Annotated in this window: 14 protein-coding genes; 10 read left to right on the top strand and 4 right to left on the bottom strand. The window is 70.7% G+C overall.

What is annotated here, in order from left to right:
- The first annotated feature begins 30 nt into the window (after window positions 1-30).
- From ACFZBU_RS30015 to ACFZBU_RS30045, 7 genes are all read left to right on the top strand, one after another.
- Window positions 31-1,926 (top strand): WxL protein peptidoglycan domain-containing protein, encoded by a 1,896-nt coding sequence (locus ACFZBU_RS30015; protein WP_391586809.1) that lies wholly within the window; start codon window positions 31-33, stop codon window positions 1,924-1,926.
- Window positions 1,923-3,134: a hypothetical protein gene (locus tag ACFZBU_RS30020; protein ID WP_391586810.1), complete on the top strand. Its 1,212-nt coding sequence runs from the start codon at window positions 1,923-1,925 to the stop codon at window positions 3,132-3,134. The genes ACFZBU_RS30015 and ACFZBU_RS30020 overlap by 4 nt, the downstream gene beginning before the upstream one ends.
- On the top strand, window positions 3,131-3,910 hold the full coding sequence (locus ACFZBU_RS30025) for a hypothetical protein (RefSeq protein WP_391586811.1): 780 nt from the start codon (window positions 3,131-3,133) through the stop codon (window positions 3,908-3,910). Before ACFZBU_RS30020 ends, ACFZBU_RS30025 begins: the two co-directional genes overlap by 4 nt.
- Window positions 3,911-3,957: 47 nt before the next feature.
- On the top strand, window positions 3,958-5,295 hold the full coding sequence (locus ACFZBU_RS30030; protein ID WP_391586812.1) for a hypothetical protein: 1,338 nt from the start codon (window positions 3,958-3,960) through the stop codon (window positions 5,293-5,295).
- 229 nt (window positions 5,296-5,524) lie between these two features.
- Entirely contained in the window at window positions 5,525-6,385 is an 861-nt protein-coding gene (locus tag ACFZBU_RS30035; protein ID WP_391586813.1) for a hypothetical protein, read from the top strand.
- A 178-nt stretch (window positions 6,386-6,563) separates the two neighbouring features.
- Window positions 6,564-7,235 (top strand): response regulator transcription factor, encoded by a 672-nt coding sequence (locus ACFZBU_RS30040; protein WP_020556678.1) that lies wholly within the window; start codon window positions 6,564-6,566, stop codon window positions 7,233-7,235.
- Between the two features lie 68 nt (window positions 7,236-7,303).
- Window positions 7,304-8,569 (top strand): ATP-binding protein, encoded by a 1,266-nt coding sequence (locus tag ACFZBU_RS30045; RefSeq protein ID WP_391586814.1) that lies wholly within the window; start codon window positions 7,304-7,306, stop codon window positions 8,567-8,569.
- A 49-nt stretch (window positions 8,570-8,618) separates the two neighbouring features.
- On the opposite strand, the gene ACFZBU_RS30050 is transcribed toward ACFZBU_RS30045, so the two are convergent.
- Together ACFZBU_RS30050 and ACFZBU_RS30055 are read right to left on the bottom strand one after the other, a co-directional pair.
- Window positions 8,619-9,230, bottom strand: coding sequence for a GtrA family protein (locus tag ACFZBU_RS30050; RefSeq protein WP_391586815.1), 612 nt, complete (start codon window positions 9,228-9,230; stop codon window positions 8,619-8,621).
- The gene (locus ACFZBU_RS30055; protein WP_391586816.1) at window positions 9,227-9,724 is read right to left on the bottom strand and encodes a GtrA family protein; all 498 of its coding nucleotides are present in this window, start codon (window positions 9,722-9,724) and stop codon (window positions 9,227-9,229) included. Before ACFZBU_RS30055 ends, ACFZBU_RS30050 begins: the two co-directional genes overlap by 4 nt.
- A 229-nt stretch (window positions 9,725-9,953) precedes the next feature.
- Between ACFZBU_RS30055 and ACFZBU_RS30060 the strand changes: the two genes are divergently transcribed.
- Together ACFZBU_RS30060 and purE are read left to right on the top strand one after the other, a co-directional pair.
- Window positions 9,954-11,093 carry a 5-(carboxyamino)imidazole ribonucleotide synthase gene (locus tag ACFZBU_RS30060; protein WP_391586817.1) on the top strand — a complete coding sequence of 380 codons (1,140 nt, stop codon included), beginning with the start codon at window positions 9,954-9,956 and terminating at the stop codon, window positions 11,091-11,093.
- The gene (gene purE, locus ACFZBU_RS30065; RefSeq protein WP_391586818.1) at window positions 11,090-11,593 is read left to right on the top strand and encodes a 5-(carboxyamino)imidazole ribonucleotide mutase; all 504 of its coding nucleotides are present in this window, start codon (window positions 11,090-11,092) and stop codon (window positions 11,591-11,593) included. Before ACFZBU_RS30060 ends, purE begins: the two co-directional genes overlap by 4 nt.
- A gap of 60 nt (window positions 11,594-11,653) precedes the next feature.
- Here the strand turns inward: purE and ACFZBU_RS30070 are convergent, their stop codons facing one another.
- On the bottom strand, window positions 11,654-12,079 hold the full coding sequence (locus ACFZBU_RS30070) for a CoA-binding protein (protein ID WP_391586819.1): 426 nt from the start codon (window positions 12,077-12,079) through the stop codon (window positions 11,654-11,656).
- A 106-nt stretch (window positions 12,080-12,185) separates the two neighbouring features.
- Window positions 12,186-13,505 (bottom strand): UDP-glucose dehydrogenase family protein, encoded by a 1,320-nt coding sequence (locus tag ACFZBU_RS30075; RefSeq protein ID WP_391586820.1) that lies wholly within the window; start codon window positions 13,503-13,505, stop codon window positions 12,186-12,188.
- A 197-nt stretch (window positions 13,506-13,702) separates the two neighbouring features.
- Here ACFZBU_RS30075 and ACFZBU_RS30080 point away from each other — a divergent pair, with 197 nt between their 5' ends.
- Window positions 13,703-14,863, top strand: a complete 1,161-nt coding sequence (locus ACFZBU_RS30080; RefSeq protein ID WP_391586821.1) for an acyl-CoA dehydrogenase — start codon at window positions 13,703-13,705, stop codon at window positions 14,861-14,863.
- The last annotated feature ends 268 nt before the right edge of the window (window positions 14,864-15,131 follow it).

The raw sequence follows: 15,131 nt of genomic DNA on the forward strand, positions 1-15,131 counted from the left end.
CCGCAGCACACAGACCAGCTGGAGACACCGATGACGGGCACCCCGGCCCCCCCGAGCCGCCGGCAAGGCGGACGCAACCGATCCCTGGCCACCCTGTTCGCAGTGCTGGCCACGCTGTTCGCCTCCCTGACGCTGGTCGCGCCGACCCCCGCGTCGGCCGCGGGCAACGGCGAATGGTCGGTCGACCCGTACGTGCCGGACGGCACGAGCCAGAACGCCCGTCGCTACTTCTTCCTCGAAGGCGCCGCCGGCACCACCGTTCCCGACGTGGTGACCCTGCACAACACGAGCCCGGCGCCGCTCACCATGAAGCTGTTCGGCGCGGACGCGTACAACACGCCGCGCGACGGCGGCTTCGCGCTGCGCACGGTCACCGACAAACAGAAGGACGTCGGGACCTGGATCCAGGTGGCGCCGGAGAACCAGACGCTGACCCTGCAGCCGGGGGAGAAGCGTCAGGTCCCGTTCAACATCGTCATCCCGCCGAACGCGACGCCCGGTGACCACCCCGGCGCCATCGTCGCGCTCAACACCGCGATCGAGGGCACCCAGCAGCAGGGCCAGATCAAGGTCAACATCCAGCGGCAGATCGGCGCCCGGGTGTACCTGCGGGTGCAGGGCGACGCGCTGCCGGCGATGGACATCCAAAAGGTCGAGGTCGAGCGGGACGCGGGCTTCGGCGAATTCTTCGGGTCGAGCAAGGCGACGATCACCTACCGGATCATCAACCGGGGCAATGTGATCCTGCGCCCCAAGTTCCGGCTCCGGGCCGAGGGTCTGTTCGGGCGCGAGCTGATGAGCAAGGCCGACGAGGGCGCCGAGATCCTGCCGGGTTCGACCGTCGACAAGGTCGTCGAGTGGAAGGACGCGCCGCGACTGGACCACGTCACCGTCAAGGTCGACGGCGTCGTCGCGGAGCAGAACCTCAAGGACGACGCGAGCGCTTCGTACACGGCCGTGCCATGGCCCAGTCTGCTCACCCTGGCCGCCATCCTGCTGCTCGCCGGCATCGGTTGGGGCGTGTGGCGCAACGGACGCAAGGGCAAGGGCGGGGACCCGGCCGAGCCCGGCAACCCGGTGGGCCCGACCGACGACACGACCGTGCTGCCGCCGATCCCGGCCGCGCCGGAGCCCGCGCCTGCCGGCGAGAGCGTCGCCGAGCACGCCCAGGCCGCGCCCGGGGCGACCGGTGAGACCGTTGCCGAGCACGCAACCGCCGCCGGTGACGCGCCGGTTGCGGAGCCCGCGGTAGTCGAACTCGCGAAGGAGGCCGCCCCGGCGGAGACTTCCGGCGAGGGCGAGAACACGGACGCGACGGACGGGAAGGCCGAGGCGGAGGTCGGGATGCCGGCCGATGCTGCGACGGAGAACGCCGAGCCGGTCGCGGCGGAGCAGGTGGAGCAGGCCGAGCAAGGCGCGAAGTCCGAGACCCCCGAGAAGCCTGAGACCCCCGAGAAGCCTGAGAACACCGAGAAGCCCGAGAACACCGAGGGGTCCGAGGAGAAGCCGGCCGCAGTCCCGGCGAGCGTGGACGAGCCGGCCGTGGCCGGTGAGGCCGACGACAAGCGGATCGACGCCGAGGCGACTCCCGTGGCGGACAAGCCCGTTGCGGACACATCCGCCGTCGAGGACACCACGCCGGCGGTTGTCGAGGCCGAACCGGCCGAGCACGCCGCCCACTCCGCCGCACCGACTGCCGAGCAGTCGACCGTCGCCGAAGGCGATTCCGCCGCGCCGGCCGCCGGCGAGGCCGAGCCCGCCGTGTCGGCCGCCGCTGCCGAGCCCGCCGCTGCCGACGCCGCCCCCGCCGCCGCTCCCGCGAAGAAGGCCGCCAAGCGCCCGAAGGGCAAGCAGCCCCCGGCCCGCCCGCGGGCCGATGCGCCGGCCGCCGAGGACTCCGCCGATTCCGCGGGGGTCGGCCGTTGATCGTGGTCAACCGGGTTCGTCACGCAGTTCGGGTCGGCCGCGTCCGCGGTGCCGCCCTCGCGCTGATCGCCGTGCTGTTGCTGGGGCTGGTCGCCCTCGGCGGCACGGCGCCCGCGCGTGCGGCGGACCCGGCGCCGGCCGCGGGACCGAGCGCGTCGATCGACCCGGGCAAGGTCGCGGCCGGGGACAAGGTCTCGGTCGTCGGTGGTGACTGGACTCCCGGATCCCTCGTCCAGGCCAGCATCTGCGGGGAGAACGGCCTGCGCGGCACGGTCAACTGCGCCGCGGCCAGTGCCGCGAGCGGAACCGTGGACGCCGGCGGCAATGTCTCGATCACCCTGACCGCAGCCATCCCGCCGTCTCCGTGTCCGTGTGTGGTCCGGATCGCGGTGATCATGAACGGCCCGCCGAAGGACGCGAGCGTGCCGCTCGAGATCGACGGCGCGCCCTATGCCCCGCTGCCGGTGACGGTGAAGACCCCCGGTCGGCTGGTGTTCATCGACAGCGCCATGGTCGGCAAGGACTCGATCTTCACCTGGTTCGGCTCGCCCGTGCAGCGCCGGTTCCGGATCGAGGTGGGCAACATGGGCCAGTCGCCCATCGTCAACCCGACCTTCCGGATCGGATTCTACGAAGGCGTCTACGCCCCGACCTGGGAGAACTACGAGTCGCACGTCACCATCCCGCCGGGCAAGCGCACCACCATCTCGCTCCCGGTGGAGCTGAACCCCCGTCAGCACGGCACCTTCAGCTGGCGGGTGACCTACGACAACCAGGTCGTGGACGAACAGGCCCTGGAGGTCGGCCGCCCGTGGGGCGTCTACATCTTCGGCGCGCTCCTGGTGATCGTGGTCCCGGTGGCGGCCTGGCGGCTGTTCCTGCGGGTCGTCGAACTGATCGGCGAGCAGCGGGCCCGCCGTACGAGCGAGCGCGAGCGCGAAGTCGGACTGGCGGCGGCGCCGTCCCGGCTGACCAGGGACGACAAGAACCGAAGGTCCGCCGAGGACAAGGCGGATGACGACGGGTCGGAACCCAGGACCGCGAACCGACGGCCGACCGAGCCCTCGGCCGCACCGGTGGACCTGAGCAAGCGCCCGGTCCGCTCGATGGTCGAGACGATGGTGATCGGCGGCCCGCTGTACGCGGGTTCCGAGCCGGGCGAGGACGACCATCCGCGGGCCGGCGAGTCCGGGGGGTCGGAGCGATGAGCGCGCGACCCGGCAGGGGGCTCGGCGCCCTGATCGCCACGACGGCCGTCGTCGGCACCGTGCTCGTGTTCTATTACGGGCCCGGCGGCGGCGAGTTCGGGCCGTCGCACACCAACGTCACCGATCAGGCGGGCCCGAGCGGCGGGGGCACCTTCCGGCCCGCTCCGACCGCCGCCGGCGGTGGCGACACGAACTCCGCTCCGCCGAGCGACACTTCGGCCGGCCCGGATGCGTCCGGGTCCGGCGGGAGCGACGGCGGCGGATCGGCGCCCGGCGCGGGAGACCTCGACTGGGACACGAAGATCGAGCAACCCAGCTCCCCGGCCCGGGTGGACGGCAACATCAACCCGGGAGTTCTGGCGGTCAGTACACCCAACGCCGGACACAACCGGCTCACGGTGGACCGGGCCGGCGGCATCGCCAAGGGTGCGCTGAATCCGATGCTGGTCCAAGACTTTCGCGGGTCGCGCAACGGGTGGACCCTCACCGGCGCGATGTCCGATTTTCGGGCGGAGGACGGAACGCGGATCGAGGCCCACAACCTCGTCTGGGATCCGTACTGCACGCCGCATCCGGGACGCGGCCCCTATCCCAGTTCGGCGAAGCCCGGAAACCGGGCGCAGTCGAGCCGTACGGCAACCCTGTGCTCGACATCGTCGTCACCGAGCATCACAGGGGGTGAATTCGACGTCGGCGCGGAGCTGACCCTGCGGCTGCCCGACCGGAACACATCCGCCGAGAGCTACTCGGCGACCCTGACGCTCACGCTCAGCTGACCAAAACGACGGGGTGAGTCCCGCCCCGACGAAGGGAGCACAACCTGATGAGCAAGGCCAAGACAAGACTCGCCATGACGGCGATCGGCGGCATGCTGATCGCCGGTGGTGGCGGCATGATCGTGTTCGCCCCGAGCGCGCAGGCCGCCGGGACGCCCTCGACGGCCACGGTCAACATGACCTGCACGTTCCCGTCGGACCTGGGAATGGATCCCGCCACCCTGGACCTGACGTTCAAGCTGGAAGCGCCCGCCAAGGTCGCTCCGGGCCAGGACGCGGTGGTCAAGGTGGACATGGGTAAGACGGTCAACGCGCCGGTCGGGCCGATCAACGCCGGCCTCCCGTTCTCCGTGGCCATCGACACCACGGCCACGGGTGCGTCGACGGCGCCGGTGAAGATCGCCGGCGAGGGCAAACTGCCGGCCCTCGTGAAGGGTGAGCCCATCGTCCTGCCGGCTTTCGACGCCAAGGTGCCGATCGCCGCGGGAGCCACGGACGGCAACCTCGACCTCACGCTCAAGCACATGACGCTGGTCGCCGCCGGCGCCAAGGTCGAGTGCGAGCCGAAGACGACGCCGAAGTTCCTCACGCTCAACGTGGACAAGACCGCCCCGTCCACCTCGGCTTCGCCGAGCACTTCCGCGTCGCCTTCGGACGAGCCGCCGGGTCCGCCCAACGGCAAGGAGGTCATGGCGGAGTACGCGTGTGTGACCACGGGTTCGCCGATCACGATTCCGAACACCACGCCGACCTACGGCATCACGGTGACCATCCCGAGCACCGCCAAGAAGGGCGACAAGCTCGACATCTCGGCCAAGTTCAAGGACAACCTGGTCGGCACCACCCCCGACATCGTGGGTCTGCCGGCCACGACGATCAAGTACACCCCGAAGCTCGCGATCACCGTGAAGCAGGGGGAGACCGAGAGGTCCGTCGACGTCGTCGGGAAGCAGATGGAGGCCAAGCCGGCTCCGGGCTCCAAGCTGTACGCGGATGGCCCGCTCACCGGCAAGTTCGATGTCTGGGGCGGCGGCGACTTCAGCTTCTCCCCGGGTGTGATGACGATGGAGAGCTTCGCGCCGGCGTTCAACACCACGACCATCACCACCTGCTCGGTCACCAAGACCGCCGTCTCGGCGACCCTCGTGGCAAAGGGTGACGCGGGCACCCCGCCGCCCAGTCTGACCCAGTCCCCCTCGGGCAGCGCCAACAGCAACGGCGGCAGCAGCACCACCACCGGCGGAACCACCGGCGACCTCGCGCACACCGGGGCCTCCGGCGGCGGCATGACCGCGTTCGCGATGGCGGCCGGAACCGCCGTGCTCGGTGCGATCGCGCTGATGTTGTTCGTGCCGTACCGGCGGCGGATGCGCAACCAGGTCTGACATCCGGTCCGTGCGCGCCGGAACTCGGCGTCGTAGCGGCCTCGATGGCTGAACCCAGTCGATCCGAATGCGAAGGGTCCCCTTGCCGGTCCTCACCCGGCCGGGGGACCCTTCGGCTGTATACCGGTGCCGCGAACACGCCCGCGCGCGGCACCGCACCCCATCCCACTCCCCTCACCTCGTCTCTCCCACAGGAATTCCGCCCCCACGAGAAGGAACACGACTCCCGATGGCTCTCTGGGCTCCACGCATGGCGAGCGCCGTCCTCGCCCTGGGCTGCACGGTCGGTGCGGCGCTCGCCCTCGCTCCGCCCGCCGGCGCGGCGGAACCGCTGATCGTGCAGGTGCACTGCGTCATCCCGCTGGACCAGCCCGCCGTGGACGGTCCACAGCAGATCTCGCTGGACGCGCCGACCGATCCGGTCCGCCCCGGCGACAAGGTGAAGATCAAGGTCACCCTCGGCGGCAGCCCCGCGACCAGTCCGCTGCCGTTCCCGGGCACTCCGTTGACCCCGTCGATCCAGCTCGTCCTGTCCGGCGGCGCGAGCGGCGAACTCACGCTCCAGGGACCCAGGATGCGGGTCGACATCCCGGGTACGCCGGCGCAGATCGTGGTGCCGCCCTACGAGGGTGAGATCACCGTGCCGCTCGATGCCAAGGGCGACATCCGGCTTGCCCCGGGCAAGATGGTCACGAGTACCGCGATCTTCGGCGACCAGATCACCACGTGCTTCCCGACCACTCCGGCGCCGCCCGCGGCGACCCTCAAGGTCGACGTGGCGGGGACGGCCCCGGATGGTGCGCAGGGCAGTGCGGCGGGCCCCGGCGCCGGGCAACCTCCGGCACCGGGCGAGACGTCCGGACGGACCGCGTCACAGCCTGCGGAGAGCCCGGCCGCGAGCCCGGGCGGTGTCGCCGGGGAAGGGGCAAAGGCGAGCGGGGTCGACGTCGGGACGGTGAGCCGCGGCGAGGACGACGGAGACGTCTCCGGCGGGACGATCGTGCTGATCGTGGTCGGCGCACTGATCCTGGTGATGGCCGCGGCCACGATGTTGTACTCGTGGCGTCGACACGAGGACGACGAATGGTGACCGCGCGTGGACACCTCGACCGCAGGCCACCACCGCTCGCAGAGTCCCGATCGCTGCGAATGTCCCGGTCGCTTCCGGCCCTTCGATCAGGGAAAAATCCCCGTCGATTCCCGGCCCTCGCAGGTCTGTCGGGCGGAGCTCGTCAACCTCGCGTCCACGGCTCAGTAACATCAAGGTCATGACCCGCGTACTGCTCGCCGAGGACGACGCATCCATCTCCGAACCGCTCGCGCGTGCGTTGCGCCGAGAGGGCTACGAGGTCGAGGTGCGCGAGGACGGCCCAAGCGCTCTCGAATGCGCCGCGCAGAGCGGGGTGGACCTGCTCGTGCTCGACCTCGGCCTGCCCGGGATGGACGGCCTGGAGGTGTGCCGTCGGCTGCGTGCCGAAGGGCACGGCTTCCCGGTGCTGGTCCTGACCGCGCGTGCCGACGAAGTGGACACGGTGGTCGGCCTCGACGCCGGTGCCGACGACTACGTCACCAAGCCCTTCCGGCTCGCCGAGTTGCTCGCCCGCGTGCGGGCGCTGCTCCGGCGCGGCGCGGCCGACGTCGGTCAGGGGGTGCACGGCGTGCGGATCGACGTCGACTCGCACCGCGCCTGGATCGGCGAGGAGGAGCTCCAGCTCACCGCCAAGGAGTTCGACCTGCTTCGGGTGCTGGTGCGCGACGCAGGCCGGGTGGTCACCCGCGACCAGCTGATGCGCGAGGTGTGGGACACCACGTGGTGGAGTTCCACCAAGACGCTGGACATGCACATCTCGTGGCTGCGCAAGAAGCTCGGTGACGATGCGGGCAACCCCCGTTACATCACCACCGTGCGCGGCGTCGGCTTCCGCTTCGAGAAGAGCTGACCTCGGGCCGGGCCGACTTCGCCGGAGTCGATCTCGGAGCCGACCTCGGAAAGCTGACGGGACCAACCTTGCGTCGCAGGCTCATCAACACCACGCTCGGCGTGGTCCTGGTCGTCGTGGCCGTACTCGGCGTGCCCCTGGCATTCGTGGAGACCCACGCGATCGAGAACAGCGCGGGCGACAGCCTCAAGGCCGAGGCCGCGCGCATCCTGGAGGTCGTCGAGCTGCGCCTGGCCTCCGGCGAACGCTCGGACGCCGAACTGCTGCACAGACAGATCGAGCCGCATCGCTACGCGATCGTGCGGCTGCCCGGGGAGCCCCCGCTGGTGATCGGCGACAAGCCGAGCGGCCGGGTCTTCGAGAAGGACATGCACGGCGAGATGGGCGACTCGGTCACCGTCGGCGAACCGCGCGAGCGGGTCACCGGCAAGATCCGCGAATCCCTCCTGCTGATCCTGTGCGTGGCGCTGCTCGCCGTCGCCGCGGCCGCCGCCCTCGCGGTGTGGCAGGCCCGCCGACTCGCCCGCCCGCTGACCGACCTGGCCGAGACCGCCGAACGGCTCGGCTCCGGTGATCCCCGGCCCCGACACCGCCGGTACGGCGTGCCCGAGCTGGACCGCGTCGCCGAGGTGCTGGACCGCAGCGCCGAGCGGATCGCGCGGATGCTCACCGCCGAGCGCAGGCTCGCCGCGGACGCCTCGCACCAGCTGCGCACGCCGCTCACCGCGCTGTCCATGCGGCTCGAGGAGATCATCGCGACCGAGGACCCGGAGATCGTCAAGGAGGAGGCTGCGATCGCGTTGTCCCAGGTCGAGCGGCTCACCGACGTGGTGCAGCGGCTGCTGACCAGCAGTCGGCGCGGCAGCGGCGGGCGCGACCCGCGCAACATGTCGGCGGTCACCGTCCGGGTGGACGACGTCATCCAGCAGCAGATCGACGAGTGGCGACCCAACTTCCGCGAGGCCGGACGCAGCATCCGGGTCGAGGGGGAGCGCGGGCTGACCGCGGTGGCCACCCCCGGGGCGCTGTCCCAGGTGCTGGCGACGCTGGTGGAGAACACGCTCATGCACGGTGCCGGCGGGGTGAACATCCGTACCCGTACGACCGGCACGTCGGTGGTGGTCGAGGTCGAGGACGAGGGCACCGGAGTGCCGGACGAGCTGGGTGCGCGAGTGTTCGAGCGGGCGGTCAGCGGCCACAACTCGACCGGCCTGGGGCTCGCGGTCGCCCGCGACCTGGCCGAGGCGGACGGCGGCCGACTGGAACTGCTCCAGCAGCGCCCGCCGGTGTTCGCGGTGTTCCTGGCGGCGCATCCGGAGGATCCGCCCGGGTGAGGGGCGGTGGGAGCGGGGCCGGGGCTCGCAGGACGGCCCCGGGGCCGGCTCAGGCCCGGGACGTTTCGCTTTCGTCCTCGACCAGGCGGGCTGCCTCGGTGTCCAGGTGGGCCCTGCCGGAGCCGGCCGGCCGCCCGTCGGCCTTCGTGGCCTCGGCGTTCCTGCCGGCTTCGACGGTCTCGGCGGCCGGCGGCGCCACGACCTGCACCGGCTTGCGGTCGACGTGGTGGGTTCCGGTGAAGACCCACGTGCGGTAGGACCAGAAGCGGAACAGCGTGCCCAGCGGCAGGCCGACGGCGTACTTCGCGACGTTGTCCGCGAGCAGTGACGGGTAGCCGAGCCAGTAGTGCGAGATGGCCACGGTGCCCGCCTCGATCGCCATGCCGACCCCGCTGAACGCCATGAACAGCACGAACTCGCGCCGACTGTCCTCGGACGAGCGGTGCCGGAAGGCCCAGTAGCGGTTGCCGAGGTAGTTCACCATGATCGCGAGCGCGGTCGAGATCACCGACGAGCGCACCGAGGCCAGGCCCAGGTGGTTACGGCAGATGTTGAACACGATCACGTTGACGACCACGCCGAACCCGCCGACGGCGCCGAACTTCAGCGTCTCGCGCAGCAGGTGCCCGACTCGGTCGTACCAATTCCGCAGCGCCTTCACGACATGCCACCTTCGACGACCGGCGCGACACCGGGTCGTTTGTGCTTGAACACCCACGTGCGGAATGCCCAGAAGCGGAACAGCGTGCCGAGAGCCATACCGACGATGTTCGCCGAGATGTTGTCGGCGAGCTTGCTCTCATAACCCATCAGGGTGTGTGAGACGAACACGCTCGACGCCTGGATGCCCGCGGCGATCGCGCTGAACACGAAGAAGAGCGTGTACTCGCGACCGACGCCGGTGCGATCCCGATGCCGATAGGTCCAGTATCGGTTACCGACATAGGCCACGATGGTCGCCGGGATCGAGGAGACGATCTTCGCCGCGACCCCGCCCATGCCGAGCGAGAGGCCGAGGTTGAAGACGAGGACGTCCACCGCGTAGGCGAGTCCGCCCGCGACCAGGAACTGGGTGACCTCGGAACGGATGCGCGCCGCCCGGCCGGGCGGCGCTTCGACGGTCGGCTCGGCGGGGGTGCCGACAGGCGAGGGCACGGACGCTCCTTCGGCACCAACGGGGCTACGGGCATGACGACTCACCTGACGAGGGTAGCCGCCGCGGTCGCTCGGCATCGGCGCACGGTCTCCCTCCTGTTGCAGACTCTTTACCGGAACATCTCCCGGCACGTGTGGCACATGTCGTTCCGGTGACCTGGGTCCGCCGCGAGCACGCCCGCAATGCCCACTGACGCGGCCGCGCGTGTCGGGTCGGTACCCTTCCCCCGTGACGTTCCCAGTCGTCGGCATGGTCGGCGGCGGCCAGCTCGCCCGCATGACGCACCAGGCCGCAATCCCGCTCGGCGCCCGCTTTCGCGTACTCGCCGCATCCCCGTCCGAATCCGCGGCCCAGGTCGTGGGCGACGTCGTGCTCGGCAGTGAGGACGATCTCGCCGACCTGCGCCGCTTCGCCCAGGGCTGCGACGTGGTCACGTTCGACCACGAACAGGTCCCCACCGCGCTCCTGGAGGCCCTCGAAGCCGACGGTGTCGCCGTCCGGCCCGGCCCGCAGGCCCTCGTGCACGCCCAGGACAAGGGCGTGATGCGGGCCAGACTGGCCGAGATCGGCGTCCCGTGCCCGCGCAACCGGATCGTGGCCGATCCGGCGGACGTGGCGGCGTTCGCGGCCGAGGTGGGCGGCTGGCCGGTCGTGCTCAAGACCACGCGCGGCGGCTACGACGGCAAGGGCGTGTGGATCGTGCGCGGCGAGCAGGAGGCCGCGGTGCCGTTCGCCGCCGGCGTGCCGGTGCTCGCCGAGGAGAAGGTCGACTTCACCCGCGAGCTGGCCGCATGCGTGGTGCGCTCGCCGCACGGGCAGGCGGTGGCCTACCCGGTGGTCGAGTCGATCCAGGTGGACGGCGTGTGCCGCGAGGTGATCGCGCCCGCGCCGAACCTGGCCGAGGAGCTCGCGGTCCGGGCCCAGCGGATCGCGCTGTCGATCGCGGGCGAGCTGGGGGTCACCGGACACCTCGCGGTCGAACTGTTCGAGACCGCCGACGGCCGGATCCTGGTCAACGAGCTGGCCATGCGCCCGCACAACAGCGGGCACTGGAGCATCGACGGCGCGGTCACCTCGCAGTTCGAGAACCACCTGCGCGCGGTGCTCGACCTTCCGCTGGGCGACCCGCGCGCCCGGGCGCCGTGGACCGTGATGGTCAACGTGCTCGGCGGCGACTATCCGGACATGTACCGTCCCTACCTGCACGTGATGGCCCGCGATCCCGGGGTCAAGGTGCACATGTACGGCAAGGACGTGAAGGTCGGTCGCAAGGTCGGCCACGTCACCGTGTGCGGCGACGACCTGGACGACGTGCGCGAGCGCGCCCGGCACGCCGCCGACTACCTCCGAGGGGACATCACCGAATGAGCACGCAGCCCGTCGTCGGCATCGTCATGGGGTCCGACTCGGACTGGCCGGTGATGGAACTCGCCGCGCAGGTCATGGACGAATTCGGGATCCGGTACGAGGCCGACGTGGTCTCCGCGCACCGGATGCCGCAGGAGATGATCGAGTACGGCACGACCGCGGCCGCACGCGGTCTCAAGGCGATCATCGCGGGCGCGGGCGGCGCCGCGCACCTGCCCGGGATGCTCGCGTCGGTCACCCCGCTGCCGGTGATCGGCGTACCGGTGCCGCTGAAGTACCTGGACGGCATGGACTCGCTGTTGTCGATCGTGCAGATGCCCGCCGGGGTGCCGGTGGCCACCGTCTCGATCGGCGGAGCGCGCAACGCCGGGCTGCTCGCGGTGCGGATGCTGGCGGCGCACGATCCGGCGCTGCTGGAGCGGATGACCGGCTTCCAGGCCGAGCTGAAGGCGCAGGCGACCGAGAAGGGGCGCAAGCTGCGCGAGCGGATCGGGTCCTAGGTACTTCCTCCGGAGGTGTGGGCGGGGCCCGGCGGTGTGCTCGGGCCCCGGTTCCCGGGTTCAGGCCCGGCCCGCGCCCGTCATGGTGATGCGCTGGAGCTCCACCGCGGAGCAGCGGTCCATCACCATGTCCAGGCCCGCATCACGGACTCGCTGGTAGGCCTTCTCGTCGATCACGTCCAACTGGAACCAGACCGCCTTCGCGCCGATCTTCACGGCCTGGTCGGCGATGTCGCCGGCCTGGTCCGAGTTGACGAACACGTCGACCACGTCCACCGGGAACGGGATCTCGGCGAGCGTGGCGTACCCCTGCTCGCCGTGCACGGTCTCGGCCTTCGGGTGCACCGGCACGATGCGCTTTCCCCACTGACGGAGGAACGCGGCTACTCCATATGCGGCACGGTGGGAGTTGGTGCTGAGTCCCACCACCGCCCACGTGTGCGTGTCGAGGATCCGTCGGATCGTGGCCTCGTCGCCGTACGGCATGCTGATGACCTCGCAGTCCTTGTCTCGCTGCTCGCGGTGCCCCCCGACAGACGGACGGCGCGGCGCCGTCAGCCGGGTGAGTGTGCCCCCGGGGCGGGCCGGCTACTCAGGGGCGACCGAGTGCCCGGTACGTCCATCCTGCGCCGCGCCAGCGCACCGGGTCGAGGGCGTTGCGCCCGTCGAGTACGCGTCGCTCCGCGACGATCTCGCCCAGTACGGCCGGATCCATCTCGCGGAACTCGGACCACTCGGTCAGGTGCAGCACCACGTGCGCGCCGCGGGCGGCGTCGAAGGCGGTGTCCGCGTAGGTCAGGCCCGGGTACATCTTCCGGGCGTTGTCCATCGCCTTGGGGTCGTACACGGTCACCTCGCCGCCCTGGAGCTGCACCTGCGCGGCGACGTTGAGTGCGGGCGAGTCGCGGATGTCGTCCGAGTTGGGCTTGAAGGCGGCGCCGAAGACGGCGACCCGGCGGCCCAGGAAGCTGCCGTCGCACTGTTCGCGGGCGAGGTCGACCATCCGGAACCGGCGGCGCATGTTGATCGCGTCCACCTCGCGCAGGAAGGTGAGCGCCTGGTCGGCGCCCAGTTCACCCGCTCGGGCCATGAATGCCCGGATGTCCTTGGGCAGGCAACCGCCGCCGAAGCCGAGCCCGGCCTTGAGGAAGCGGCCGTTGATCCGCGGGTCGAAGGCGAGCGCCTGGGAGAGCTGCTCGACGTCGGCGCCGGCCGCCTCGCAGACCTCGGCCATCGCGTTGATGAAGGAGATCTTGGTGGCCAGGAACGAGTTGGCGGCGGTCTTGACCAGCTCGGAGGTGGCGAAGTCGGTCACCACGAGCGGGACGCCCTCGGCGAGCAGGCTCGCGTACACCTCGCGCAGCGTGTCCTCGGCCCGCTGCGAGCGCACGCCGATCACCAGCCGGTCCGGGTGCAGGGTGTCCTGGACGGCGTAGCCCTCGCGCAGGAACTCGGGGTTCCAGGCCAGCTCGGCCTCGGTGCCCACCGGCGCGAGCTCGGCGATCCGGGTGGTCAGCCGTTCGGCGGTGCCGACCGGGACGGTGGACTTGCCGACGACCAGGCACGGGCGGCGCAGCAGCGGGGCCAGCGCGTCCACGGCGGCGTCGACGTAGGACACGTCGGCGGCGAACTCGCCCTTGCGCTGCGGCGTGTTCACGCACACGAAGTGCACGTCGCCGAACTCGGCGATCTCGGCGATGTCGGTGGTGAAGCGCAGCCGTCCCGATGCCACGTGCGGGGCCATCAGCTCTTCGAGCTCGGGCTCCCAGAACGGCGTGCGACCACCTGCGAGGGTGGCCACCTTGTCGGGATCCACGTCCATCCCGAGGACCTCGAAGCCCAGCTCGGCCATGCACGCCGCGTGCGTGGCGCCCAGGTAGCCGGTACCGATGACCGTGATGCGGGGTGCCACGTACGTCACCTGACTTCTTCGTCGTGGGGATGGGACGGGACCTGGATCGTATCCGGCGTCGTCACGGCGCCGTCGCCGAACCGTGGCCGTGCCGATGCGAGCCCGAACCGGGTGCGGCTGAATAATTGTGGACGCCAGTGTTGTTTACTGAGCGGTAATAAAACGCTGCACACTCTTCTGTTGAGAGGTAGGCACCCGTGGCCGGACGAAAAGACTTCGACTTCTTCCGCGTCTCCGAGGAGCACGACATGCTCCGCGAGTCGGTCCGCGCCCTCGCGGAGGCGAAGATCGCCCCGTTCGCCGCCGAGGTCGACGAGCAGTCCCGATTCCCGCAGGAGGCGCTGGACGCGCTCAGCGCGAACGATCTCCATGCGGTGCACATCCCGGAGGAGTACGGCGGCGGCGGCGCCGACGCGCTGGCCACCGTGATCGTGATCGAGGAGATCGCGCGTGTGTGTGCGTCCTCGTCGCTGATCCCGGCGGTCAACAAGCTCGGCACGATGCCGCTGATCCTGTCCGGCTCGGAGGACCTCAAGCGGCGCTACCTGGGCGCGGTCGCACGCGGTGACGGGATGTTCTCGTACTGCCTGTCCGAGCCCGAGGCGGGTTCGGACGCCGCCGCGATGAAGACCCGCGCGGTGCGCGACGGCGACTCGTGGGTGCTCGACGGGGTCAAGCGCTGGATCACCAACGCGGGCGTGTCCGAGTTCTACACGGTGATGGCCGTGACCGACCCGGACAAGCGCAGCAAGGGCATCTCCGCGTTCGTGGTGGAGAAGTCGGACGAGGGCGTCTCGTTCGGCGCGCCGGAGAAGAAGCTCGGCATCAAGGGCTCGCCGACGCGCGAGGTCTACCTCGACAACGTACGGATCCCGGCCGACCGGATCATCGGCGAGGAGGGTACGGGCTTCGCCACCGCGATGAGGACGCTCGACCACACGCGCGTGACGATCGCGGCGCAGGCGCTGGGCATCGCGCAGGGTGCGCTCGACTACGCGAAGGGCTATGTGCAGGAGCGCAGGCAGTTCGGCAAGCCGATCGGTGACTTCCAGGGCATCCAGTTCATGCTCGCGGACATGGCGATGAAGCTGGAGGCGGCCCGACAGCTGACCTACGCGGCGGCGGCCAGGTCCGAGCGCGGCGACGCGGATCTGACCTTCCACGGCGCGGCGGCCAAGTGCTTCGCGTCGGATGCGGCGATGGAGATCACGGTCGACGCGGTGCAACTCCTGGGCGGATACGGCTACACGCGCGACTACCCGCTGGAGCGGATGATGCGCGATGCCAAGATCACCCAGATTTATGAGGGCACGAACCAGGTTCAGCGGATCGTGATGGCGCGGAACCTGCCGAAGTAGGGGCGCGCCCACGCTCGCGCTCGCGGGGGTGGCGGTCGCGGTGGCGGGTCGATGGTGCCGGCGGTCCCCCTGGCCGGATATTCGGCCGGGGGACCGCGTGGTTTGCGGCTGCGGTGTTGCCGTGCGGTGGTTGCGGCCCATGGGGCGTACGGCGGTCAGTCGTGGGCGAGGCCGGATTCCACTCGGTCGGCCGGATTCGGCAGGCGGGATCGCCAGTCGAGCGGGAGGTCCTCCGGAGCGAATGGGCCGGTGGACGGGGTGCCGTGCC

It is taken from the genome of Embleya sp. NPDC008237, from assembly GCF_042956465.1.
Lineage (GTDB): Bacteria > Actinomycetota > Actinomycetes > Streptomycetales > Streptomycetaceae > Embleya.

Coding starts and splice junctions, on each gene's coding strand:
- ACFZBU_RS30070 (WP_391586819.1), bottom strand. CDS start 12,079: ATGCCGTACGGCGACGAGGCCACGATCCGACGGATCCTCGACACGCAC.
- ACFZBU_RS30035 (WP_391586813.1), top strand. CDS start 5,525: ATGGCTCTCTGGGCTCCACGCATGGCGAGCGCCGTCCTCGCCCTGGGC.
- purE (WP_391586818.1), top strand. CDS start 11,090: ATGAGCACGCAGCCCGTCGTCGGCATCGTCATGGGGTCCGACTCGGAC.
- ACFZBU_RS30025 (WP_391586811.1), top strand. CDS start 3,131: ATGAGCGCGCGACCCGGCAGGGGGCTCGGCGCCCTGATCGCCACGACG.
- ACFZBU_RS30030 (WP_391586812.1), top strand. CDS start 3,958: ATGAGCAAGGCCAAGACAAGACTCGCCATGACGGCGATCGGCGGCATG.
- ACFZBU_RS30040 (WP_020556678.1), top strand. CDS start 6,564: ATGACCCGCGTACTGCTCGCCGAGGACGACGCATCCATCTCCGAACCG.
- ACFZBU_RS30015 (WP_391586809.1), top strand. CDS start 31: ATGACGGGCACCCCGGCCCCCCCGAGCCGCCGGCAAGGCGGACGCAAC.